The 21,813-nt window shown below is 68.1% G+C and carries 25 protein-coding genes; 11 read left to right on the plus strand and 14 right to left on the minus strand.

Annotated features, from left to right (window positions below; translation table 11 throughout):
* Nucleotides 1-24 precede the first annotated feature (24 nt).
* Genes NOW55_RS02715 through NOW55_RS02725 form a run of 3 tightly spaced genes read left to right on the plus strand, consistent with a single transcriptional unit; the run spans nt 25 to nt 2,136 of the window.
* Nucleotides 25-504, plus strand: coding sequence for an Rpp14/Pop5 family protein (locus NOW55_RS02715; protein WP_256398521.1), 480 nt, complete (start codon nt 25-27; stop codon nt 502-504).
* Between the two features lie 6 nt (nt 505-510).
* On the plus strand, nt 511-1,362 hold the full coding sequence (psmA, locus tag NOW55_RS02720) for an archaeal proteasome endopeptidase complex subunit alpha (protein ID WP_256398522.1): 852 nt from the start codon (nt 511-513) through the stop codon (nt 1,360-1,362).
* Nucleotides 1,363-1,410: 48 nt separating this feature from the next.
* A complete protein-coding gene (locus NOW55_RS02725) occupies nt 1,411-2,136 on the plus strand; it encodes a ribosome assembly factor SBDS (RefSeq protein ID WP_256398523.1) in 726 nt (241 codons plus the stop codon).
* Nucleotides 2,137-2,268: 132 nt separating this feature from the next.
* On the opposite strand, the gene NOW55_RS02730 is transcribed toward NOW55_RS02725, so the two are convergent.
* On the minus strand, nt 2,269-2,595 hold the full coding sequence (locus NOW55_RS02730; RefSeq protein WP_256398524.1) for an FUN14 domain-containing protein: 327 nt from the start codon (nt 2,593-2,595) through the stop codon (nt 2,269-2,271).
* Between the two features lie 309 nt (nt 2,596-2,904).
* Between NOW55_RS02730 and hflX the strand changes: the two genes are divergently transcribed.
* Complete coding sequence (gene hflX / locus NOW55_RS02735) at nt 2,905-4,197, plus strand: GTPase HflX (protein ID WP_256398525.1); 1,293 nt, start codon at nt 2,905-2,907, stop codon at nt 4,195-4,197.
* Between the two features lie 3 nt (nt 4,198-4,200).
* Here the strand turns inward: hflX and NOW55_RS02740 are convergent, their stop codons facing one another.
* Genes NOW55_RS02740 through NOW55_RS02750 form a run of 3 tightly spaced genes read right to left on the minus strand, consistent with a single transcriptional unit; the run spans nt 4,201 to nt 7,179 of the window.
* On the minus strand, nt 4,201-5,241 hold the full coding sequence (locus NOW55_RS02740) for an NAD(P)H-dependent flavin oxidoreductase (protein WP_256398526.1): 1,041 nt from the start codon (nt 5,239-5,241) through the stop codon (nt 4,201-4,203).
* A gap of 2 nt (nt 5,242-5,243) precedes the next feature.
* On the minus strand, nt 5,244-5,747 hold the full coding sequence (gene moaC / locus NOW55_RS02745) for a cyclic pyranopterin monophosphate synthase MoaC (RefSeq protein WP_256398527.1): 504 nt from the start codon (nt 5,745-5,747) through the stop codon (nt 5,244-5,246).
* Nucleotides 5,740-7,179, minus strand: a complete 1,440-nt coding sequence (locus NOW55_RS02750; protein ID WP_256398528.1) for an NAD(P)H-hydrate dehydratase — start codon at nt 7,177-7,179, stop codon at nt 5,740-5,742. Before NOW55_RS02750 ends, moaC begins: the two co-directional genes overlap by 8 nt.
* Before the next feature lie 77 nt (nt 7,180-7,256).
* On the opposite strand from NOW55_RS02750, the gene NOW55_RS02755 reads away from it, so the two are divergent.
* Entirely contained in the window at nt 7,257-8,021 is a 765-nt protein-coding gene (locus NOW55_RS02755; protein WP_256398529.1) for an aldo/keto reductase, read from the plus strand.
* A 16-nt stretch (nt 8,022-8,037) separates the two neighbouring features.
* Here NOW55_RS02755 and NOW55_RS02760 read toward each other — a convergent pair whose 3' ends face one another.
* The 6 genes from NOW55_RS02760 to NOW55_RS02785 form a co-directional block, all read right to left on the minus strand.
* Nucleotides 8,038-8,319, minus strand: a complete 282-nt coding sequence (locus tag NOW55_RS02760; RefSeq protein ID WP_256398530.1) for an acylphosphatase — start codon at nt 8,317-8,319, stop codon at nt 8,038-8,040.
* 47 nt (nt 8,320-8,366) lie between these two features.
* Nucleotides 8,367-8,576, minus strand: a complete 210-nt coding sequence (locus tag NOW55_RS02765) for a hypothetical protein (RefSeq protein WP_256398531.1) — start codon at nt 8,574-8,576, stop codon at nt 8,367-8,369.
* Nucleotides 8,576-8,959 carry a PadR family transcriptional regulator gene (locus tag NOW55_RS02770; protein ID WP_256398532.1) on the minus strand — a complete coding sequence of 128 codons (384 nt, stop codon included), beginning with the start codon at nt 8,957-8,959 and terminating at the stop codon, nt 8,576-8,578. Before NOW55_RS02770 ends, NOW55_RS02765 begins: the two co-directional genes overlap by 1 nt.
* Nucleotides 8,960-9,099: 140 nt before the next feature.
* Nucleotides 9,100-9,411: a hypothetical protein gene (locus NOW55_RS02775; RefSeq protein ID WP_256398533.1), complete on the minus strand. Its 312-nt coding sequence runs from the start codon at nt 9,409-9,411 to the stop codon at nt 9,100-9,102.
* Between the two features lie 145 nt (nt 9,412-9,556).
* Nucleotides 9,557-10,591 (minus strand): Cdc6/Cdc18 family protein, encoded by a 1,035-nt coding sequence (locus NOW55_RS02780; protein ID WP_256398534.1) that lies wholly within the window; start codon nt 10,589-10,591, stop codon nt 9,557-9,559.
* Nucleotides 10,592-10,624: 33 nt separating this feature from the next.
* A complete protein-coding gene (locus NOW55_RS02785) occupies nt 10,625-11,551 on the minus strand; it encodes a DNA-3-methyladenine glycosylase family protein (RefSeq protein WP_256398535.1) in 927 nt (308 codons plus the stop codon).
* A 135-nt stretch (nt 11,552-11,686) separates the two neighbouring features.
* Here NOW55_RS02785 and NOW55_RS02790 point away from each other — a divergent pair, with 135 nt between their 5' ends.
* Nucleotides 11,687-12,157 (plus strand): DUF555 domain-containing protein, encoded by a 471-nt coding sequence (locus NOW55_RS02790; protein ID WP_256398536.1) that lies wholly within the window; start codon nt 11,687-11,689, stop codon nt 12,155-12,157.
* Nucleotides 12,158-12,237: 80 nt separating this feature from the next.
* Here NOW55_RS02790 and NOW55_RS02795 read toward each other — a convergent pair whose 3' ends face one another.
* Entirely contained in the window at nt 12,238-12,477 is a 240-nt protein-coding gene (locus NOW55_RS02795; RefSeq protein WP_256398537.1) for a UPF0058 family protein, read from the minus strand.
* Between the two features lie 214 nt (nt 12,478-12,691).
* On the opposite strand from NOW55_RS02795, the gene NOW55_RS02800 reads away from it, so the two are divergent.
* Together NOW55_RS02800 and NOW55_RS02805 are read left to right on the plus strand one after the other, a co-directional pair.
* Nucleotides 12,692-13,471 carry a DICT sensory domain-containing protein gene (locus NOW55_RS02800; protein WP_256398538.1) on the plus strand — a complete coding sequence of 260 codons (780 nt, stop codon included), beginning with the start codon at nt 12,692-12,694 and terminating at the stop codon, nt 13,469-13,471.
* Nucleotides 13,468-14,229 (plus strand): class I SAM-dependent methyltransferase, encoded by a 762-nt coding sequence (locus tag NOW55_RS02805; protein WP_368407684.1) that lies wholly within the window; start codon nt 13,468-13,470, stop codon nt 14,227-14,229. The genes NOW55_RS02800 and NOW55_RS02805 overlap by 4 nt, the downstream gene beginning before the upstream one ends.
* A 57-nt stretch (nt 14,230-14,286) precedes the next feature.
* On the opposite strand, the gene NOW55_RS02810 is transcribed toward NOW55_RS02805, so the two are convergent.
* Nucleotides 14,287-14,586 carry a PadR family transcriptional regulator gene (locus tag NOW55_RS02810; protein ID WP_256398539.1) on the minus strand — a complete coding sequence of 100 codons (300 nt, stop codon included), beginning with the start codon at nt 14,584-14,586 and terminating at the stop codon, nt 14,287-14,289.
* A gap of 309 nt (nt 14,587-14,895) precedes the next feature.
* On the opposite strand from NOW55_RS02810, the gene NOW55_RS02815 reads away from it, so the two are divergent.
* Complete coding sequence (locus NOW55_RS02815) at nt 14,896-15,954, plus strand: CNNM domain-containing protein (RefSeq protein ID WP_256398540.1); 1,059 nt, start codon at nt 14,896-14,898, stop codon at nt 15,952-15,954.
* A 381-nt stretch (nt 15,955-16,335) separates the two neighbouring features.
* On the plus strand, nt 16,336-16,863 hold the full coding sequence (gene msrA / locus NOW55_RS02820) for a peptide-methionine (S)-S-oxide reductase MsrA (RefSeq protein ID WP_256398541.1): 528 nt from the start codon (nt 16,336-16,338) through the stop codon (nt 16,861-16,863).
* Between the two features lie 18 nt (nt 16,864-16,881).
* On the opposite strand, the gene NOW55_RS02825 is transcribed toward msrA, so the two are convergent.
* Together NOW55_RS02825 and NOW55_RS02830 are read right to left on the minus strand one after the other, a co-directional pair.
* Nucleotides 16,882-19,953, minus strand: a complete 3,072-nt coding sequence (locus tag NOW55_RS02825) for a PAS domain S-box protein (RefSeq protein WP_256398542.1) — start codon at nt 19,951-19,953, stop codon at nt 16,882-16,884.
* A 64-nt stretch (nt 19,954-20,017) separates the two neighbouring features.
* On the minus strand, nt 20,018-21,007 hold the full coding sequence (locus NOW55_RS02830; RefSeq protein WP_256398543.1) for an aldo/keto reductase: 990 nt from the start codon (nt 21,005-21,007) through the stop codon (nt 20,018-20,020).
* A gap of 327 nt (nt 21,008-21,334) precedes the next feature.
* Here NOW55_RS02830 and NOW55_RS02835 point away from each other — a divergent pair, with 327 nt between their 5' ends.
* The gene (locus tag NOW55_RS02835; protein WP_256398544.1) at nt 21,335-21,577 is read left to right on the plus strand and encodes a DUF8028 family protein; all 243 of its coding nucleotides are present in this window, start codon (nt 21,335-21,337) and stop codon (nt 21,575-21,577) included.
* Nucleotides 21,578-21,813: the final 236 nt, after the last annotated feature.

Here is a 21,813-nt window from a genome sequence, read left to right on the forward strand (position 1 = left end):
GGAGGCCTCCCGAACACTCAGACAGTGAAGCACCTCCCCAAACACCTCCGGCCGCGCTACCGCTACCTCGCGGTCGAGCTGGAGTCCACGCCCGATGCCTCGCTCTCGCGGCGATCGTTCCAGCGCGAGCTCTGGTACGCGGCGGGGAACCTGCTGGGCGACCCCGGCAGCGCGGACGCGGACTGTACCGTCGTCCGGTTCGACTTCTCGGAGGGGACCGGCGAGGCGGTCGTCCGTGCACGTCATGGGCAGAGCGAGGCGGCCCGGGCCGCGCTGGCCTGCGTGTCGGGCGTCGATGGCCACGACCTCGGCGTCGTCGTCCGCGGGATTTCCGGGACGATACGGGCCTGTGAAGAAAAGTATTTAGGACGGCCGAGGCAAACCTCGGCCCAGAGAACCGTCGCGTTCGAGGACCACGACAGACCGGCAGTCGAGCGAAACGGCGTTCTCGACGTGCGAGTCGACGACCGGTACATCGGCGCGACGCAGATCGATTTCGAGTGACACAGCATGCAGGGACAACAACAGCAGGCGTACGACCGAGGTATCACCATCTTCTCCCCGGACGGGCGTCTCTACCAGGTCGAGTACGCCCGCGAGGCGGTCAAGCGCGGGACGGCGAGTATCGGCGTCCGAACAGCGAAGGGGGTCGTCCTCGCGGTCGACAAGCGCATCCGCTCGCCGCTGATGGAGCGCACCAGCGTCGAGAAGATCCACAAGGCCGACGACCACATCGGCATCGCGAGCGCGGGCCACGTCGCCGACGCACGCATGCTCATCGACTTCGCACGCCGTGACGCACAGGTCAACCAGCTCCGCTACGGCGAGCCAATCGGCATCGAGACGCTGACGAAGCACGTCACCGACCACATCCAGCAGTACACCCAGGTCGGCGGCGCGCGTCCGTTCGGCGTCGCGCTCATCATCGGCGGCGTCGAGGACGGCGAACCCCGCCTCTACGAGACCGACCCGTCGGGCACCCCCTACGAGTGGAAGGCGCTGGCCGTTGGCGCGGACCGCGGCGAGATCCAGGAGTACCTCGAGACGAACTACGACGACGAGGCCGACCTCGAGGGCGGCATCGAGCTCGCACTCTCGGCGCTCGCGACGGCCAACGAGGACGGTCTCCGGCCCGAGGGCGTCGGGATGGCGACCGTCGACGCCGAGTCCGAGCAGTTCGTCGAGCTGACCGACGGCGAGATAGAGGAGTACCTCGAATCCTTCGACCTGCTCGCGGCCGAGGAGGACGAGGAACCGGACGAGAGCGACGCTGACGACGCCGATGTGGACGACGCCGATTCGGACGATGCTGACGCCGATGCGGACGACGCAGCGGGCGGCGAGGACGATTCCGAGGAGTGACCTCGCCACGGGAAACACCTTTTTAACCACCCCGCGTAAGGTTCGGGTATGATTTCGCTCGACGAAGCGGTGACCGCGCGACTGGAGAGCCACGGTGCGCGGTTCGAGGTTCTCGTCGACCCGGACGCTGCGCTGGCCATCAAACGAGACGAGTTCGAGGGCGACCTGGCGGACGTCATCGCGGCCGAGGACGTGTTCGAGGACGCCTCGCGCGGCGACCGCCCCGCGGAGGACGACCTGGAGACGGTGTTCGAGACCACCGACCCGATGGAGATCATCCCCGAGGTCATCAAGCGCGGGGAGATACAGATCACCGCCGAGCAGCGCCGCGAGATGCAGGAACAGAAGCGCAAGCAGCTCGTGAACAAGATCGCCCGGAACGCGGTCAACCCGCAGATGGACGACGCGCCCCATCCACCGGAGCGCATCGAGTCCGCGCTGGAGCAGGCCGGCTTCACGGTCGACCCGATGGAGCCCGTCGAGAGCCAGGTCGACGACGCGCTCGACGCGCTCAGGCCGATCATCCCCATCCGATTCGACGAGGTGACCGTCGCGGTCCACGTCCCCGCCGACTACGCCGGCAGCACGCAGGCGCAGGTCCGCAGCTACGGCGAGCTCGAACGCGAGGAGTGGCAGAACGACGGCTCGTGGATCGGCGTCGTGCGCTTCCCGGCGGGGATGCAGAACGACTTCTACGACATGGTGAACGACCGGACCAGCGGGACCGCCGAGACGCGCATCGTCAAGGACGAGGACGAGCTGAGTACGCGGTAGGGCGGTCACCGATTCGTTCGTTCACTCCTCGACGAGGGGTGACATCTCGACCGAGAGAATGCTGGGTAGCCATGAGGAACGTCCACGCCGCGAAGAATCGAACCGCCAGAAATCGGAGAGTGCTGCCGTCGACTATCCCTTCCGGAAGCCGACCATGAAGCCGCCGGTGAAGCCCGCGCCGATGGACAGCGTCGAGAGGATGGGCTCGACCCAGCCCGTGTCGACCTCCTGTGCGCCCTCGGCCGCGCCGAGGATACCGCCGCTGAGTTCGTCCCACTTCACGCTGATGTAGCCCTTCGATTCGAGGAACTTGAACAGTGCTAGCTCGATGCCGACGAGGATGGCGATGATCTTCGCGACCTTCTTCGCCGCGAACCCGATGAGGCCACCGATGACGGCCCCCGTCCCGAACTCCAGCCCGAGTTGCTGGGGGTCGATGGCGAGCTGTAGGGATAGCATATCCTGATACGGACGCGACTGCTGAATAAGTCTTTTGGGGCCCGTATTTAACCCAGTCCCCGACGGCGGCCGGATTCGTGTGGCGAGACCGTCGACCGTCGCGAACTGGCCGTCGGCCGGGAGTAAGGGGCCGTTACTGCGCCGTCGCGGGGAGAGATTCAAGAGGGGTGAGCGGCTAAGGTCGGTATGGAACGTGTTCGCAGAATCGAGGTGGCGGACCGCCGAGCCTAGCGTCGTCGGCCCGATGGCGGTCGCGCCGTCGGTCGGGACGCAGCATCGACCGGCCAGCGGCGCGGCCGAGGTGACCCGATGAGAGCCATCGTCGCGAAGCGCGTCGACAGCGGCGTGGCCGACACCGAGGAGATCCGACAGCTCGCCGAGGCGGCGGGCTACGAGGTGGTCGGGGAGTTGACCCAGTCCAGAACAGCCGACGCCGCGCTCCAGCTGGGCGAGGGGAAGGCCGACGAGCTCGCGGCGCTCGCGGCCCGCGAGGATGCGGACACCGTCATCTTCGACAACCGGCTCGGGCCGTACCAGATGTACAACCTGGGCCAGAAGCTCCCCGACGACACCGAGCTGATGGACCGGTTCACGCTCATCCTGGAGATCTTCGGCCAGCGAGCACAGACCCGCAAGGCACAGCTCCAGGTCGAGCTCGCCGAGCTCCGGTACGAGCTCCCCCGCGCGGAGGCAAAGACCAGCCTCGCGAAGCGCGACGAGCACCCCGGGTTCATGGGGCTGGGCGAGTACGACGAGAGCCGCGAGCAGGACATCAAGGACCAGATTTCCCGCATCAGGGACGAGCTGGCGCGCATCGAGCAGACCGAGCAGGACCGTCGCGAGCGCCGCCACGAGGCCGGGTTCGACCTCGTCGCGCTCGCCGGCTACACGAACGCGGGGAAGTCGACGCTCCTGCGCCGGCTCGCGACGGACCTCGACGTGGGCGAGAACGAGGACCTCCACCCGGACCTCGACGCCACCGCCGAGTCGGAGGACCGGCTGTTCACGACGCTGGGGACGACGACCCGGCGTGCAGACATCGACGACCGCGACGTGCTACTGACGGACACGGTCGGGTTCATCTCGGACCTGCCCCACTGGCTCGTCGAGTCGTTCAAGTCCACGCTCGACTCGGTCTACCGGGCCGACCTCGTGCTGCTCGTCGTCGACGTGAGCGAACCCGTCGAGGAGATCCGAGAGAAGCTCGTCACGTCTCACGACACGCTGTACGAGCGCAACGAGGCCCCAATCGTGACCGTCCTGAACAAGATAGACATGGTGGACGACGACGAACTCGCCGAGAAGCGCGAGGCGCTCTCCGCACTCGCGCCGAACCCCGTCGCCGTCTCGGGCATGGAGGGCCTGAACGTCGACGAGCTGCGCGAGCGCATCGTTGAGGAGCTGCCTGACTGGGAGCGCGAGCGACTCGTGCTCCCGATGACCGACGACACGATGAGCCTCGTCTCGTGGATCCACGACAACGCGAACGTCGACGAGGTGACCTACGGCGACGAGGACGTGATGGTCGACTTCGAGGCGCGGCCGGCCGTCGTCGAGCAGGCGCGGTCGCGGGCGGGCGACCTCTCGACGCCGGTGCAGTGAACCTCAGTTCTCGTGTCGGTGTTCGTCGAGACCGTCCAGTGTCGCCGCGGCCTCGGACACGACCGCGGTGACGACCTCGCCGGCCGGCCGTCGCTCGTCCGTCAGCCCGGCTGACTGTCCCGCGAACAGCGCCATGGCGTCGACGTCGCCGGACAGTTCGGGCGTCGCCAGCGCCTCGTCGTAGCGCTCGATGGGCTGGCCGTCGCCGGAGTGGGCCACGGTGTCGGTCTCGCCGGGCCGCTCGCCCGGGGCGGGTTCGCCGGCGTCACGCCACCGGCGTACGGTCTCGTTCTCGACGACGCGGTGGGGCATCCCGGGCCATCCCTTGTCGAAGAGCTCGGTGTCGGTCGTCTCCGACTCGCTTGCGGCGAGCACTCGCTCCCGGTACGCCCGGTGGACGCGTGCCTCCTCGGTCGCGAGGAACCGGGTGCCGAGCCAGGCGGCGTCGGCCCCGAGCGCGAGCACCGCGGCCAGCCCTCGGCCGTCCGCGACGCCGCCCGCGGCAACGACCGGCACGTCGACGGCGTCGGCGACGCACGGGACCAGCGGCATCGTCGCCACCTCGCCCTGGAGGTGGCCGCCGGCCTCCCAGCCCTGGGTGACGACGCAGTCGACCCCAGCGGACTCGGCCTCGCGAGCGGATTCGGCGTCGGTGACGGTCTGGAGCACCGTCGCACCGGCTTCGTGGCAGCGGTCGACGTGCGGGGCGGCGTCGCCGAACGAGAAGGAGACGACGTCGACACCGGCGTCGAGAACGGTCTCGACGTGTTCGGCGGGGTCCAGCACGCCGGTCTCCTCGTCGAGGACGAGGTTCACGGCGAACGCGCCCTCGGTCGCGGGGACGGTCTCCGCGATGACGCGATGGGTCTCCGCGATGACGCGACGGGTCTCCTCGCGGTCGCGCCACGTCACGGCGAGGTGACCCAGTCCACCGGCGTCGGCGACGGCCGCGGCGAGTTCGGGGCAGGTCGCGCTCCCGATGGGTGCCTGCACCACGGGGTGCTCGATACCGAGCAGGTCGGTCACGGCGGTATCGAAGCCCACGGTCACGGTTCCTCCTTCGTCTTCTCGACCACGCGAACGTCCTCGATTCCCGTCCTCGGGTACCCGCCGTCTTCGTCCTTCTCGGCGGCCTTCACCATGTCCCAGACGACGTTCAGCCCGGTCGTCACGCCTTCCAGCGCCTCCATCTCGCAGCCGGTCTTCCCGGTCGTCTCGACGGCGACGGACAGCGTGATGGCCTCGTCCGCCACGTCGAACGCGGTGTCGACGTTCGTCACGGGAATCTGGTGGCACATCGGGATGGTCTCCCAGGTGTGCTTGACCGCCTGGATGGCCCCGATCCGGGCCGTCGCGAGCACGTCGCCCTTGTCGACCTCGTTCGCGCGGACGGCGTCGACGGTCGATTCTCGCAGGTGGATGGTACCCTCGGCGACGGCCCGTCGCCGCGAGTCCGGCTTCGCGCCCACGTCGACCATCTGGGCGTCGCCGTCGTCGTCGACGTGGGTGAGGTCCCGGGCGTCCCCCGCCGGCTTCTCGTCCTCAGACATCGCGACCACCCCACATCGCGTGCGGAATCTCGGAAAGGAGGTCGCTGGCGAAGATGCCGTAGCCCTGCTCCGCGACGACGGCGTCGCCGGCGAGGCCGTTGACGTAGGCCGCCACGGAACCGGCGGTGACGGGGTCGTGCGTGCTCATGAGCGCGACGCAGATGCCCGCGAGCACGTCGCCGGTCCCACCGACGGTCATGCCAGGGTTGCCGGTGCGGTTCACGCGGGTCGTCTCGCCGTCGGTCACCACGTCGTAGGCCCCTTTCACGAGAAGAGTCTGTTCGAGGTCGGCCGCGAAGTCGGCGACGAGGTCGGCTCGTGTCTCCCAGTCGTCGTCCGTCTGGCCGCCCATCGCGACGAGTTCGCCCTGGTGGGGCGTACAGAGGAGGTCGGCATCGGTGCCGGCGGACGGGATCGCACGGAGCGCGTCGGCGTCGACGACCGCCCGGCCGTCGTACTCGGCGAGGAACTCGCCGACGGCGGTGAGCGTCCCCTCGGCGCGGCCGAGCCCCGGTCCCATCAGCACGCAGTCGGCGTCGACAGCGGCGTCGAGCAGCTGGTCCACGTGGCTCGGGCGGAGCAGCTCGCCGGCGAACCCGCGGACGATGAGCCCCTCCTCGTAGCCCTGGACAGTGTCGGCGACGCTCGCCGGGCAGGCGACGCGCACGAGGTCGGCTCCGGCGCGCATCGCGGCCTGTGCGGAGAGCGCGGGTGCGCCGGTGTACGGTCCGCCCCCGATCACCAGCACCTCACCGAAGTCGCCCTTGTGGGCCATCGGGTCCCGGGAGAGCACGCGCAGGTCGCCCGGGCCGACGAACGTCTCGGCGGCGTCGGGGATGCCGATGTCGGCGACGGTGACGGCGGCGTCCACGTCGGCGAGACCGGGCTTCATGTCGTGGAACGTGACGACGTGGTCGGCGTCGACGGCCGCGCCGGCCGCCTCGCCGGTGTCGGCGTCGACGCCGGAGGGCACGTCAACCGCGACGACCGTCGCGTCGGCGTCATTGATGGCCCCGGCGGCAGTCGCCTCGGGCTCGCGGAGTGCGCCCGTGACCCCCGTACCGAGCATCGAATCGACGACGACGTCGGCGTCGGGGAGCGAGACGGCCGTCGAGTCGCGCACCTCGCGGGTGTCGTACTCGGCCTGCTGGAGGGCGTCCCAGTTCTCCCGGGCGATGTCCGTCGTGATGGCGTCGGCGCGGCCGAGCAGCAGTGTCGTGACCTCGAACTCGTCGAGGAAGCGGACCGTGACGAACGCGTCGCCGCCGTTGTTCCCGCGGCCGGCGACGACGACGACCCGGTCACCGGGGTCGGCCACCTCGCGGACGACGCGTGCGACGGCGTGCCCGCTCGACTCCATCAGCTGTTTGCGGGGGACGCCGAGCCCCTCGGCGTTCTCGTCGACCTGGGCCATCCGGTCGCTCGTGATCATGGCCGGAGGTTCGGACGGGGACGTGGTAAATCCGCGCCCTCCGCAAGGGATTCGGTCCCGGGGGAGCAGGGTGCACCATGGAACTCCCACCGATGGGCCTGGGAACGATGGGCATCGGCGACCCGGAAGCCATCACGAGCGCGCTGGACGCCGGCTACCGTCACCTCGACACCGCACAGATATACGACAACGAGGCGGTCGTCGGCGAGGGGCTCTCCCGGAGCGACGTCGACCGCGGGGACGTGTTCCTCGCGACGAAGGTCTGGGCGACGAACCTCGCACCCGAGGACGTGCTCGAATCGACGCGGGCCAGCCTCGACAGGCTGGGCGTCGAGTCGGTCGACCTCCTGTACGTCCACCGCCCCATCGAGGCGTACGACCCGGCGACGACGCTGCCGGCGTTCGACGAGCTCGTCGACCGCGGCCTGACCGAGCACGTCGGCGTCTCCAACTTCACCCGCGAGGAGCTGGCGAGGGCGCGCGAGGTGCTCGACACGCCCGTCTTCGCCCACCAGGTGGAGTACCACCCGTACTTCCAGACGCCCGACCTGCTCGCGGACAGCCGTGCCCACGACGAGTGGGTCGTCGCCTACTCGCCACTGGCCGGCGGGCGGGTGTTCGGCGACCCCGTGCTGGCCGACATCGCCGACAACCACGACGTCACGCCCGCGCAGGTCGCGCTCGCCTGGCTCCGCGCGAAGGAGGGTGTCGTGCCGATTCCGAAGGCCGGCAGTCGGGAACATCAGGTGGGCAACCTCGCCGCAGCCGACCTCTCGCTCACGGACGCGGAGTGCGACCGCATCGACGAACTGGACCGGGGCGAGGAGCTGTTCCCCGAGTAGCGGACTCTGCCGACGCTCACCGACGGATGCGGAAGCCCTCCTCGCCCGCCGGCTCCTCGTACTCGACGTCCACCGACTCCACGTTGGCGGCCGGCGAGCCCTCGTGGCACCACTCGACCGTCGCCTCGACGGCGTCCGCGGAGCCCTCGAACACGGCCTCGACGCGGCCGTCGTCGAGGTTGCGGACCCAACCGTGGACGCCGTGCTCGCTGGCGGTGTCGCGGGTGTTCGCGCGGTAGTAGACGCCCTGGACCCGGCCGGAGACGAACACGTGTGCGCGAGTCCGGTGTTCGCTCATACGCCGACGTGCGGTCGCCAGGCTGAAAAACGATATCCCCGTCGCGGTCACCGCTGGTCGTCGAGGCTGTACAGCTTGTCGGTCGTTATCCAGGCCTCGGTGGCGAACTTCGTCTCCAGTCGCGTCTCCTGGACGTCGTTGACCGGGACGATGGTCGCCGTCCCGTCGGGGGCGGCGACCGTCTCGAGCTCGTCACCCGGCCGGGGCTCGGCGTCGAACCGCTCGACGAGTCGGTCGAGGTAGCCGCTGACGCGCATCACTCGCCCTCCGAGCCGTCCCCGACGGATGCACAGGGGTGGTCGGCGAGCGCGGCGAGGTGACCGATCTCCTCGACGAGCGTCGCCTCGCCGCGGTCGGTGAGCGAGTACAGGTTCGTCCGGCCGTCGAGGATGTCCTTCGCGACCAGCCCGTCGTCGACGAGCCGGTTCAGGTTCTGGTAGAGCCGCCCGTGGTTCACCTCGTGGCCGTAGTACGACTCCACGGCGCGCTTGACGCCGAGGCCGTACTCGCGCTCGCGGTCGTGGAGGACCGAGAGGATCCGCAGCTGGAACGCCGACAGCTCGAGCTCGGCGGCCCGGGTGGCAGCCGCCGTCGGGGTGGGCTCATCCGACGGGTCGCCGTCGGGTGCCGCGCGGCTCACACCGGGACACCCCCGTGCGGTCGGTGGTCGTGAACGATACCGTCTCTCGTGACCCACGCTGTCTCGGGGCCGATTGTCGTCGTCTGCATGGTCTGAGGGGGACGCCGCCGTCGCCGACGGCCGGTCGCTGTGATGGTCGCTCAGGGCACTCGCGCGGCGGTGAGCGACGGATCGATGGCCGACCAGGTCACGGTCTCGCGCACCCACTCCGGGACGGACCGCTCGCCGTTCGGGCCGGACACCTCGATGGTGCGCTGGCTGATCTCGATGGTCCAGACCTCCGCCTGGTCGCGACACCGGATGCGGATGCGGTCGGCCTTGCGCTGGACCTCGATGCGGACCCAGCCCGCTCGATCGACACCGACATCGTCGAATCGCTGTACCTCCGTCGCGGCCGGGACCAGCCGGTCGCCGGCGAACGCGTGATCGGGCTCAGCTGTCTGACTCGCCATCACGTTCGGTCGGAGGGACGCACGGACAAAAGGCGACACAGGGGGGTGTCCGGGTCTGTCCGGGTTTCGGCGAATGTGCAGAATACCAGCGATAGAAGGCCCGGAACAGTGGTTCCGGCGTGTCCGGGTTCGTGTCCGGGTTCGCCTACGTGGTCGCGACCGCGTACTCCCGACTCGGCCCCTCGCCGCGGGCGACCAGCAGGTCGTAGTACACCATCTTCTTCGCCGACCGGCGGGTCGTCCGCTGGGTCTTCGCGTCGTCGCCCATCCGGTCCTCGTACAGCTCCTGGAGGGTACCGGGGCTGACGGGGCCGTACTCGTCGACGATGTCGAACAGCACCTGCTGATGTGGGTCGAGCTTCGCGAGGTTCTCCTGCCGGAGTCGCTCCCGCGCCTCGGGTATGGCCTCGTCGATGAGCGTGTTCGTGATGGTCTGGCTCCGGCCCTGGGCGGCCTCGGCCGCCTCGCGGAGGGTGCTGATGGCCTTCCGGGCGTCGCCGTCGGCGTGCCGGGCGATGCGTTCGAGTTGGCGCTGGCTGATGACATCGTGTTCGAGGCCGTACTCGACGCGCTTCTCGAGGATGCGGACGAGCTCGTCGGCCGTGTACGGTTCGAGCCTGACCTCCTGCCCGACGCTCAGACGGGACTCGATGCGCGGGTCGAGGCTCCCGAGGAACGAGCGCGCCTCGTTCGAGACCAGCAGGAGGCTCGTCGACGGCAGGTCGGCCAGGTCGTAGAGCACGTCGGTGTCGACCACGTCCACCTCGTCGAGGACGACGATGCGCTGGCTGGTCGGGTCGTGCCGGTCGGTGGTCGACTGGAGCCGGTCGAGCAGGTCGAGCCGGGGCGTGGAGTCGTGGTGGAGCCGTGCGCCGCCGACGAGCTGGCGCGCGACCTCGAACGTGACCTCGTAGCGCGACCGGGTCGTCCAGCAGTTGACGCTCGCGATATCGACGGCGAGTTCGTCGCTGGTCCCCCGGACGAGTCGGTCGGTGACCGCCTCGGCGAGGAGGCTCTTCCCGACACCGCTCGGCCCCGTCAGGAACACCGGATTGACCGGGCGTCCGTTCTCCAGCCCCTGGAACGCGCGGGCGAGCTGCTGGAGCTCGTCCCGCCGGTGGACGATCATGCTCGCGTCCGGGGTCGTGGTGTGGTCGAGCACCTCCGGCCGACGTATCATTGTTGGTGAGTACCGGAGCGGCTGGTATAAAGCTCACTCGCGCGTCCGGAGCAGATGGAACACGTACGTCTGGACGTAGCCGGCGTACCGGCCGCCGAAGCGCTCGCGGAGCGCGCGCGAGGTCTCGGCGTAGCTGCCGCGGTCGCAGTCGGGGTAGTAGTCGGAGACGACGGTGCGCATCCACGTGTCCAGCGGGATGGCCTCGTCGTAGCCCAGCGAGAACAGGAGGATGCAGTCGGCGACCTTGTCGCCCACGCCGACGAACCGGGTGAGGTACTCGCGGGCGTCCTCGTACGCCAATCCGGTGGCCTCGACGGGGTGAGCCTCGCCTGCGGCGACCATCTCGGCGGTGCGCTGGACGTACGGCGCGCGGTAGCCGAGCCCGAGGTCCCGCAGTTCGGCCTCGGTCGTGGCCGCGAGCCGGTCGGGGGTCGGGAAGGAGTGGTAGGTGCGGTCGCCGAGCGCGACCGGCTCGCCGTACTCGCGGGCGAGCGTCGACACCATCCCGTGGATGCGCTCGACGCGCATCTGTGCCGAGCAGATGAACGAGACGGTACAGCCGAAGGGCGGGTCCCGCACCAGCCGGAGGCCGCGGTGGGCGTCGTAGGCCTCGCTTATCAGCGCCTCGTCGGGCGCATCCGCGACGATGGCGTCGAGGTCGTCGTCGAGCCGGAGGAGGTGGACGAGCGAGTCGTGGGCGTCGCAGGTCGCCTCCCACTCGACGGCGTCGTCGGCGACACGCATTCGGATCGCGTGTGGCCCGCGGTCGGGCAGCGGCACGGCTGTTGTGTCCTGCTCGTCGAGGGAAAGCGCGGTGTAGTACCACGGTGACCCGTCGTCGTCGCCCTCGTACATCCGTCCGTCCTCGCGCCGCCAGAGGTACGACTGGCCGCTCTCCAGCGTCGCGTGCGCGTCGAACCCCCCGGGAAGCGACGACAGCGGGATAGACCCTGTCTCCATCGACCGACCGTCCGGGCCGCGCCGGTTTGGGGGTTACGGACCCGGTACGCTGTGCCGACCGGTCCCATCGCCGTCGGGCGGCGGGGTGAACGAACGCCAACCTTGATACTGTTTGCCCGGCTACCACACTACTGCATGAACTGCAGAGTTGTCGTCGAAGCTGCAGTGCCGGTATACGACGTAGCGACACCGGACGAGGCCGTTCGTATCGCCATCTCGAAAACTGGCGAGATGCTGAATCCGGAGCTCAACTACGTGGAGATCAACATGGGTAGCCGGACCTCACCGTCGGGGGAGGAGCTCCCGCCGGCGTTCATCGCGGCCGACGAGGCGCTGGTCGCCCTCGAGCTCGAGATGACGGTGTTCAACGTCGAACGCGAGGAGCACGCCTCCCGCATCGCCCGCAAGGAGATCGGGATGCGACTGGAGAACATCCCGCTGGAGGTCCTCGAAGTCGAGGTCATCGAGGAGGAGGACGAGGCGAGCGACGACGAGGAATCCGCGGGCGACGAAGCGGACGAGGCTGCCGTCGACGACACCGTCGAGGGCGGCGACGACGACGAAGACGAGGCGGTCCTCCCCGAGTTCGAGGACCTCATCGAGTAGCCGGGCGCGAAAGGGGAACCGGATTCGAGAGAACGCCGTCGCTGGTCGGTGCTGGTCCAGTGTGGGACGAGAACTTCCGTTTAGTCTGCGGAGACGGCGACCGTCTCTTCGGACTCCTCGGAATGCATGTCGGAGGTGATGCCGTTCGCGAGTGCAAAAACAGCCGCCTTGTGGTCCGTCTTCGATTTGTGGATGCTTGTTGGTCGAATACCGAGCGACTCGTACTCGTCTAGGTTGAGGTCGCCGTCGGCCGTTGTCTCGTAATGTGTGGATACTTCTGCAAGCAGTCCGTGAAGGTGGATGAGCTCCTGCTTCTTCATAGCAAACCATTCTACCGGCTGGAGGGTTATATTATTATCCTGAGTCGCGTTAACACACGGTGGCTCCAGTCACCCCGCAGACAGCCGCTCGCGGCTTCCTCTCGCCCGGCGCGACCTGTCGGATGACCGTGATTGCTACGTGCGATTTCGCGCGTGGGTGCCCCTATCGTCAGTCGGCGGGAACGTTTAATGCCATCCGAGAACTGCCACCCGTATGGGTCTCAGGCAGCTGATCGAACGCGGCGAGGGGGAGTCACGGACCCTGACGGTCGTCGACAGGCAGTCGTCGGACATCGTCCAGGGGATGCTGGACGACCTGTTCGAGGAGCAACCGGTCGAAGTCGTCGAGAACGTCGGTGGGGACACCGTCCCCGGCGACACCGTCATCGTCTCGCGGACGGACGGCTCGTCGTTCAGCTCCTCGCTGGAGTCGATACAGAACGCCATCCTGTTCGTCAACTCGGACACCTACATCACGGGCGCACGCGACCTGGAGGCGGTCGACACGCCGGAAGCCATCCTCGGTCTGGCCGACACCGTGTTCACCGTCGAGGGGTACCCGGACACCCGCAAGCAGAAGTTCCTCCTCATCGAGCTCTCCAGATACATCGAGGCGCGGGCGTGGGACCACGGCGTCGGGGAGATTCATTCGAGTTTCCAGTACCTCTCGCGGTTGCGGGACGAGCGCGGCACCCACGAAGTCTACCGCTCGCTCGGCCGGACCGACCTCGACGTGAACATCTACGGCATCGAGGACACCCCCGTCCCAGCGGACGTCGATGCGAACGTCTACACGGACGGCCCCGTCGAGGAGCTCCGTCGGTCGTGGTTCGTCGTCTACACGCACCCGTCAGACCGGTCCGCGTCGGCGGCGCTCGTCTGTTACCGGCTCCCGGGTGAGGACGGGGGTATCGGGCCGTGGAAGGGCTTCTGGACGTTCGACGCGGACCGCGTCGAGGGCGTCCGAACGCACGTCTGCGGCAACTTCCAATGACCGACGAGCCCGCGGCACCGACAGAGGGGCACCGGCTGTTCGCGGCCGTCTACGACCCCGTCGTCGCCCCGTTCGAGCGCCGCATCGCGCCGCACCGTCGCTGGCTGGCGGCCGACCTCGAGGGGACGGTGCTGGACGTCGGCGTCGGCACCGGCGCGATGTTCCCGTTCTTCGCTGCGAGCGGGGCCGACGAGATCGTCGGGGTGGAACCGGACCCGCACATGCGCAAGCGTGCGGTCGACCGGGCCCGCGAGTGCGAGCTCTCGGTCACGATACACCCGACCGGCGCGGAGTCGCTCCCCCTCGCGGACGACAGCGTCGACGTCGTCGTCGCCGCGCTCGTGTTCTGTACGATTCCGGACGTCGACGCGGCGCTCGACGAGGTGGCCCGCGTCCTGAAGCCCGGCGGCGAGTTCCGGTTCCTCGAACACGTCCGCGCCGACGGCTGGGCTGCCCGGCTCCAGACGGCGGTCCAGCCTCTCTGGGGGCATCTCGCCGCCGGCTGTCAGCTCGACCGGGCGACCGACGAACGGTTCCTCGCGGACGACCGCTTCGAGACGGTCACGTTCGAGCGAATCGACGCCGGAATCCCGCCGGTTGACCCCATCGTCCGGGGGCGACTCGTCCGCAGCGGCGACGCCGCCGGTGACGAAGCGACCGCCGACGGCCTCCGTGGCCAGCTCCGCGCACTGCTCAGCCGCCGACCGGCGCTGCCGCTGTCGGCCGTCGCGTCGAAAGAATGGATCGGGGTGCTGTGAATCCGTGGTCCCTGTTCCCTCGTGTGCTGCCCGTCGGTAGCGGGACCTGTCGGTCGGTTACGAAGACGCTTCCGCCGTCTCCATCTGGTCGACGTACTGCGCTTCCCACTCCTGCCGGGCGTCGATCTCGCGGCGACCGCGCCGGGTCAGTGTGTAGAAGTTCGTCCGCCGGTCCAGCTCGCCCTTCTCGACGAGGCCCTTGTCGACGAGCGTGTCGAGGTTCGGGTAGAGTCGACCGTGGTGAATCTCGGATTCGTAGTAGTCTTCGAGCTCATCCTTGATCGCCAGTCCGTGGGGGTCGTCGAGCCCCGCAATCACGTACAACAGGTCCCGCTGGAACCCTGTAAGGTCGTACATAGTGATACAGAAGTATCCCGAGAAAATGAGTGTTTTGTTTCCTGAATCGATGTGGCCGATTCGGTTCCGGTGTCTTCAGCGTCGAAAGGATTCGACCGAACTCCGCGTATCGGCGCTGGGATATTTGGCGACACCAGTAAGGAAGGTGGGTGAATCTTGAAGCCAGTCGTCCGCCCGGACGGGACGTGGGATGGGTTCGAGTCGCGGCCCCGGTCTCAAAAGGACACCGGTTCGAAGCCGTCGGTGGAGGCCGACCCAACGCACTAATCCCGGCCATTTTTCTGCCGCTGGTCGAAAGGCGACCACGAGATGAACTCGCTGGAAATCGCCATCCGGCTACTCGCGGGTCTCGGTCTCATCCTGGCGAACGGCTTCTTCGTCGCCATCGAGTTCGCGCTGACGCGCGTCAGGCAGTACTCCGAATCGGAGTTCGACACCCCGGCACTCCGCCGCGCCTGGGAGATGACCGACGACCTGGAGATCTACCTGACCAGCTGCCAGGTCGGTATCACGGCGTCGAGCATCGCGGTCGGTATCGTCGCCGAACCGGCTCTCGGGGCCATCTTCGAGCCGTACTTCCACAACACGGCGCTGGCGTCCATCGGAGCGGGTGGACTCCTCGCGTTCCTCATCATCAACCTCGTCCACCTCACCCACGGCGAGCAGACGCCGACGTACCTCGGTGTCGAGCGCACGAAGTTCGTCTGCAAGTGGGGTGCGCGCCCGCTGTACTGGTTCGCGTGGGTCATCTCGCCTATCATCAGCGTCGGCGACACCGTGGCGAAGGCGACGCTGAAGCTGTTCGGTGTCGAGATGACCGGCGCGTGGCTCGAGGCCGAAGAGGACGTCATCGAGAACCGTGCACAGCTGCGGAACCGGCTGAACTTCCTGCTCGAACAGGGTGACCTCTCCGAGGAGCGTCACGAGGAGGTCATCAACGCGCTGACCGTCGACGAGATCATGGTCGACGACGTGATGGTCGACATCGACGACGCCGTCGTCCTCTCGACGGAGGACCCCGTCGAGGAGAACCTCGAGAAGGTGTACGACTCGCCGCACACGCGCTACCCGCTCATCGGCAGTGACTTCGACGACTACCGCGGCGTCGTCTACGTCCCGTCGCTGCTGGAGCACGTCGACGAGATCCGCGCCGGGGGGTGGGAGTTCGAGGACGTGGCTGCACCGCCGATGACCGTCGCCGCCGACACGAGCGTCAGCGACGTCATCGACCAGTTCCAGGCCGAAGGGCAGGAGCTCGCGCTCGCCATGTCCGAAGGCGAGGTCCAGGGGCTCATCACCGCGACGGACGCGCTGGAGACGGTCATGGGCGACATCGAGGATCCGCTCGACAGGGACGCGATGGCGTAACCCGGCGTCGGAACTCGCAGACCGCGGAGGGCATTTATTCTACACATATTCTGACGAAGAAAGAGGTTAATATTCCTGGGTGTGCTGTACGAACCAATGCCCGAGCAGTCCGACGGCCTCGAACGCCGAGACGTGCTCCAGTCGATGTCGGGCAGACGGGAGCCGCTTCGCTCCGGGGAGCGCTCTCGGAGGGTGTCACCGAGCTGCCGGAAGGGACGGGTGGCTTCGAGAGCTCCGGGGAGCGCTCCGTCGGCGTCATCGCGTACGCCTGGAACGACGACAGGGAGATCGTCGAGGCGAACACGTCGGAGCTGACGTTCGAAGTCACCGACGACTGAGGGTTCCGACGGGGTTTTGCCCGTCCCGGTCGTACGTCGTGCTATGACGACAGCACGAGCGACGCTCGGCGGCGGCTGCTTCTGGTGCATCGAGGCGGCGTTCGAGGAGCTCGACGGCATCGAGTCGGTCACGTCCGGCTACGCAGGTGGGCACGTCGAGGACCCGACGTACGAGCAGGTCTGCTCCGGCGAGACCGGGCACGCGGAGGTCGTCCAGCTCGAGTACGACACGGACGTCCTGGGCTTCGAGGACGTGCTCAAGGTGTTCTTTACGGTCCACGACCCGACCCAGCTCAACCGGCAGGGGCCGGACGTGGGCACGCAGTACCGCTCCATCATCCTCGCCCACGACGACGACCAGCGCGAGTTCGCCGCGGCGTTCGTCGGAGAACTCGACAGCGAGTACGACGACGACGTGGTGACCGAGGTCGTCGACCTGGAGACGTTCTACGAGGCCGAGGAGCACCATCAGGACTACTACGACAAGAACCCGAACGACCGCTACTGTACGTTCCACGCGGACCCGAAGATCGAGAAGGTCCGCGAGAAGTTCGCGACGAAGGCACGGTAGTCGCTGTCGCCGTCCCGTTCACTCGGCCCCCGGTGCGACCGGGAGCAACACGACGGCCCGCGAGCCGTTCTCGGTCCGTTCCAGCCTGAGCTCGCCGTCGGACTTCGAGACCAGCCAGCGGACGATCCACAGTCCGAGCCCGTCGGAGTGCTCCAGTGCGGTCTCGAGGCGGGACTCGCGGAGTTGGATCTCCGACTCGGGGATGCCCGGTCCGTCGTCGCTGACGACGAGGCGCGCACTCGTCTCGTCGTGGCGTGTGACCGACACCTCGACCGACGGATTCGGTTCGTCGTGGTGGACGATGGCGTTCTCGAGCAGGTTGTCGAGCACGAGCCGGACGTGTTCGTGTGCGAGCACCGGCACCCCGCTCGCCTCCGTGAGCGTCACCGCTGCGTGGGGGTGGGCGCCGGCCGCGTCGGCCACGGCGCGTTCGGCCAGTGCGCCGAGGTCGACGGTCGCCTGCGTCTCTGACTCGAACGCGGCTTCGATGCGTCTGGCACGCTGGCTCAGCGCCTCCAAATCGTCCAGCGACTGCCGGATGGCCTCGACCGAGGCTGCGGGAACGTCGGCCTGCTCGCTGATGCGGTCGAGGAGCCCACCCACGACGGTCAGATGTGACCGGAGGTCGTGCCGGAGGACGCGGTTCAGCACACTCACCCGTTCCGCCTGGTTCTGGAACGCCTGCTCGTGTCGTTTCTGTTCGGTGATGTCCGAGAAGGAGACGATGACCTCGCCCTTCTCACCACCGACGGGTGCGGCGTTGACCAGCAGCCAGAGCCGCTCGCCGTCGGCGCGGTCCACCACGTACACCGCGTTTCGCATCGACGTCCCGGTCTCAGCGACTCCCTGGAACAAGCCGGTGCCCAGTTCCTGCCCGTCGTCCGTGGTGGGGGTCATACGCCACGGTTCGCGCTCGTAGGCGTCCGCGACCGTCTCCGCGTCTTCGACGCCGAAGATTTCGCGAGCCCGCTGGTTCTCCTGTTCGAGCGCGCCGTCGCCCCCGACGACGAGGATTCCGACCGGGCTGGTCTCAAGAAGCCGCTGCTGGCGCTCCCGCTCCGCGGCCAGCTCGTCCTCGACGACCTTCCGCTGGAGGATGGCCCCGAGGTGGGCCGTGATGGTGTCGACCAGCTCGAGGAACCGGTCGTCGCGCCCCCGGCTCGTGTCGGTCAGGAAGACGAGCACGGTCAGGACGCTCCCGTCGGTCCCGAGGACGGGGACTCCGACGGCGCTCGCGAGGCCGGCGTGGACGATCTCCTCGATCCGGGGGAGCGAAGCCTCCGTGCGCTCGTCGAGGTTCAACACCCATTCGTGGTCGCCAGACTCCCAGACCCGACCCGGGAGGCCCTCGCCCTTGCCGAACCGTAATCCCTCGCTGTGGCGGCCGAACGATTCGAGTTCGGGCTCGTCGGTCCACCACGCGTTCTGGAGCTGTAACTCGCCACCATCGGGGAGCCACGCCTCCCCGTAGACAACGTTCGTGTTCGCCACGACCGTCCGCAGCGTCTCGGTCAGCGCGGCCTCGAGATCCGGTGCACGGGCGGCAGACTGGATGGCGTCGAGGAGCAGTTCTCGCTCCCGGTTGGCCGTCACCTCCTCGCTGATGTCGATGCCCTCGGCGATGATGGAGGCCACGGTGCCGTCGTCGCGGACGACCGGCCGGAGCGAGGTGTCGAGGTGGGCGAGTTCCCCGTCGGGACCGACGTTCGTCGTCTTGAACCGGACGAACTCGCCGTCGGCCGCGCGCTCGATGGCCGAGCGGACGCGGTCCTGTTCGGCGTCGGAGTGCTCCCACCATGGTAGCCGCCAGAAGCGGCGACCGGTCACATCGTCGGCGATGACGCCAGCGAACTCGCAGGCACGTTCGTTCACGTCCAGCAGCCGGCCGTCGGTGTCGAGGATGCCGAGGAACGACATCGGGTCGTCGAAGACCGCCTGGAATCGACGCTCCGTGCGCCGGAGCCGGTCGGCGCGCGCCTCGCGCTCGGTCACGTCGCGCCCGATGCCACAGACGCCGGCGATCTCGCCCTCGACCACGAACGGACTCGTCTTGAACTCGTACGGCCGCCGCTCGCCGTCGGCCGTGCGGACGTCGAGCTGGATGGTCCGGGACTCGCCCTCGATGACCGCCGCGAGGTGCTCGTCGAGTCGGGACCGGTCGGCGTCGACGAACACCGCGCGCACGTCGAGTCCGTCCAGCTCGCTTGCCGTCCTGTCGAGCACCGTCTCGACGGTGGAGTTCCAGCGCTGCAGGTGGCCGTCCCGGTCGAGGACGAAGTACACGTCCTCGAGGGATTCGAGCACGTTCTCGGTGGTCTCGCGCTCGCGCTGGAGGCGGGACTCCCGTTCGACCCGCTCGGTCACGTCGCGCGAGGAGACCACGTAGCCGTCGACCGGTGCGGTGAGGTCCTCGCTCTGGCTGACCGATTCGAGCCAGCGCCAGGAGCCGTCGGCGTGGCGGGCCCGGTAAACGTTCGTGTTGACCAGCGTCTCCGCGCTGTCGAGGACGGCCTTCGTCTCCGCGGCGACCTCGCGTCTGTCGTCGGGGTGGACGTACTCGAAGACGGGCGTGCCCACGAACTCGTCGCGGTCGTAGCCGAGGATGTCCTCGACGGCGGGGTTCGCGTAGCGGATTCGGCCGTCGGGGTCCACGACGGTGATGAGGTCCTGTGCGTGCTCGACCAGCGGTTCGAAGTCGAAGACCGGGGGGTCGGCGGGCGCTCGTGACCCGGCGACGGTTCGTCGGGCGCGCAGTGTGAACCGGACCGGGTCCGCCAGCGCGTCCCTCCAGACGACCTCGTCCACGGGGCCCGAACCGGTCGCCGCCTCGGCGGTGGATGCGTCGTCGACGACGAGCAGTGACGGCGGCGGTGACACCAGCTGCTCCGCACACCGCTCGAACCAGTCGAGCCCCGGTTGCCCCACCGCGACGAAGCATGTCGTCGTCAGGTCGTCGAGCTGGGTGACGTGGCCCTTCGCCGCAGAACCGGAGAGTACCTCGTCAACAACGTCGATGGCGGCCGGGTCGGGCGGTCCTGACTCGTCGCCGGCGACGACCCAGACGATTCGGACCGGTGGCTCGGGCTCCATCGGGGAATACTACTGGTACCGAACAGGAAACGGTATATAACCCTGGCGGCCCCGTGTCGCCGGTTCAGATGTGGCCGAGTGGCTGCTCCTTCGCGTCGGCGAGCCGTTCGAACTGCTCCTGGCTGAGGTCGACCGTCGCCGCGCCGAGGTTCTCCTCGAGCTGTTCGACGGTGCGTGCACCGAGCAGCGGGACGCTGACGCGGTCGTGGTGCTGGAGCCACGCGATGGCCGTCTGGGCGGGCGACGCGCCGACCTCGTCCGCGACGGCCTGGAGTTCGTCGAGTAGGTCGAAGTTCTCGTCGGTGAGGTAGTTCTCGCGGAAGCGGTCCTCGGTGGCGACCTTCGAGTCCGCCGGGTTCTGGTCCTCGCGGCTGTACTTTCCGGTGAGGAAGCCCTGTGCGAGCGGGCTCCACGGACAGAGGCCGAGGTCGTAGTCGGCGCACATGTCGAGGTAGTTCGCCTCGACCTCCCGGTCGGCGAGGTTGTACCGCGGCTGTGTGACGGTGAACGGCTCGTAGCCCTTGCGTTCGGCGAGCTCGTTCGCCTTCGCGACCTTCCATGCGTTGGGGTACATCGTCGACGCACCGAGGTAGTTCACCTTGCCGTCCTCGACGAACCGGTTGAGCGTGCGCATGAACTCCGCTGCCGGCGTGTCGTCGTCCCAGCGGTGGATGTACAGCAGGTCGATGTAGTCGGTGCCGAGGCGGTCGAGCATCAGGTCGATCTGTCGGCGGAGGTGTTTTCGCGAGAGGCCACGGCCGTTCGGGTCGTGCTCGCGTGTCGGCCAGTAGATCTTCGAGGCGATGACGTAGTCCTCGCGGTCGCGGTCGGCGAGCCAGTTGCCGATCCAGGTCTCGCTGTCGCCGCCGCCGTAGATGTCCGCAGTGTCGATGAAGCGTCCGCCGTGTGACTCGTAGGCGTCGAGGAGGTCGTAGGCGCGGTTCTCGCCGATCTCGACGCCGGAATCCGTCTCGCGGCCGAAGCGCCAGGTGCCCATCGCGAGTTCGCTGACCATCGTGCCCGTCCGTCCGAGCGGAACGTAGTCCAGTTCCATGCTCGACGGTTGCGCGGCCGGACGTATAAATTCGGAACCCCCGGTAAACCGTTCGTGGTGCGCGCGACCGTTCACCGCCGTTCGAACGACCCGTTCGAGACCGACAGGCCGGCACTGGAGTCGGTGTAAACAATCGTATGTAATCGAGCGGCGGAATCGCGTTAACCGGTTGAAATACGCTTGTGAAACTTCTAACCGTCTCTCGAAAGGTTTCGAAGTGCGTCGAAACGAATTAACAGGTGGTAAAACACTCCGAAATTAACCGAACGCTCGGCCCGTTATATGGGGCTGTCCGTCCAAGGAGTTGTTGCCGACGAGGTGCCCCTGATGTCCACCGCACTCCCCGACACCCACGACGCACGCATCGACACGAAATCACTGCTCGCTCCCGTTCGAAAGGGCAGCTTCTGGCTCGCAGTCGTCCTCCCGTTCGTCCACCTGCCGCTGCTCGCGTCGGGGCTCGGAAGCGCGGACGGTGCAGGGGCGTTCCTCGTACTGCTGGTCCTGAACGCGCTCGCGCTCGTCGTCGGCCACGGTCACGGCCCCGCCGACGAGCCTGCAGGCGCGTGAGGTCCCGACGGCACCCCACACCTCCACCCACCACACCACCCGATTCCACACCTCCACCCGCCACACCACCCGATTCCCACACCTCCACCCGCCACACCACCCGATTCCCACACCTCGTTCCCCCGCTCACTCCACCAGCCCTCCTGTCCCGACCCGTCGGCTCGTTCTCCAGTGGCCCGGCAGGCGTTCCTTGTCAGTTCACCTCGTTCCAGAACGACGTGTCCACATTAGAACAG

The organism is Haloarchaeobius litoreus (genome assembly GCF_024495425.1).
Lineage (GTDB): Archaea > Halobacteriota > Halobacteria > Halobacteriales > Natrialbaceae > Haloarchaeobius > Haloarchaeobius litoreus.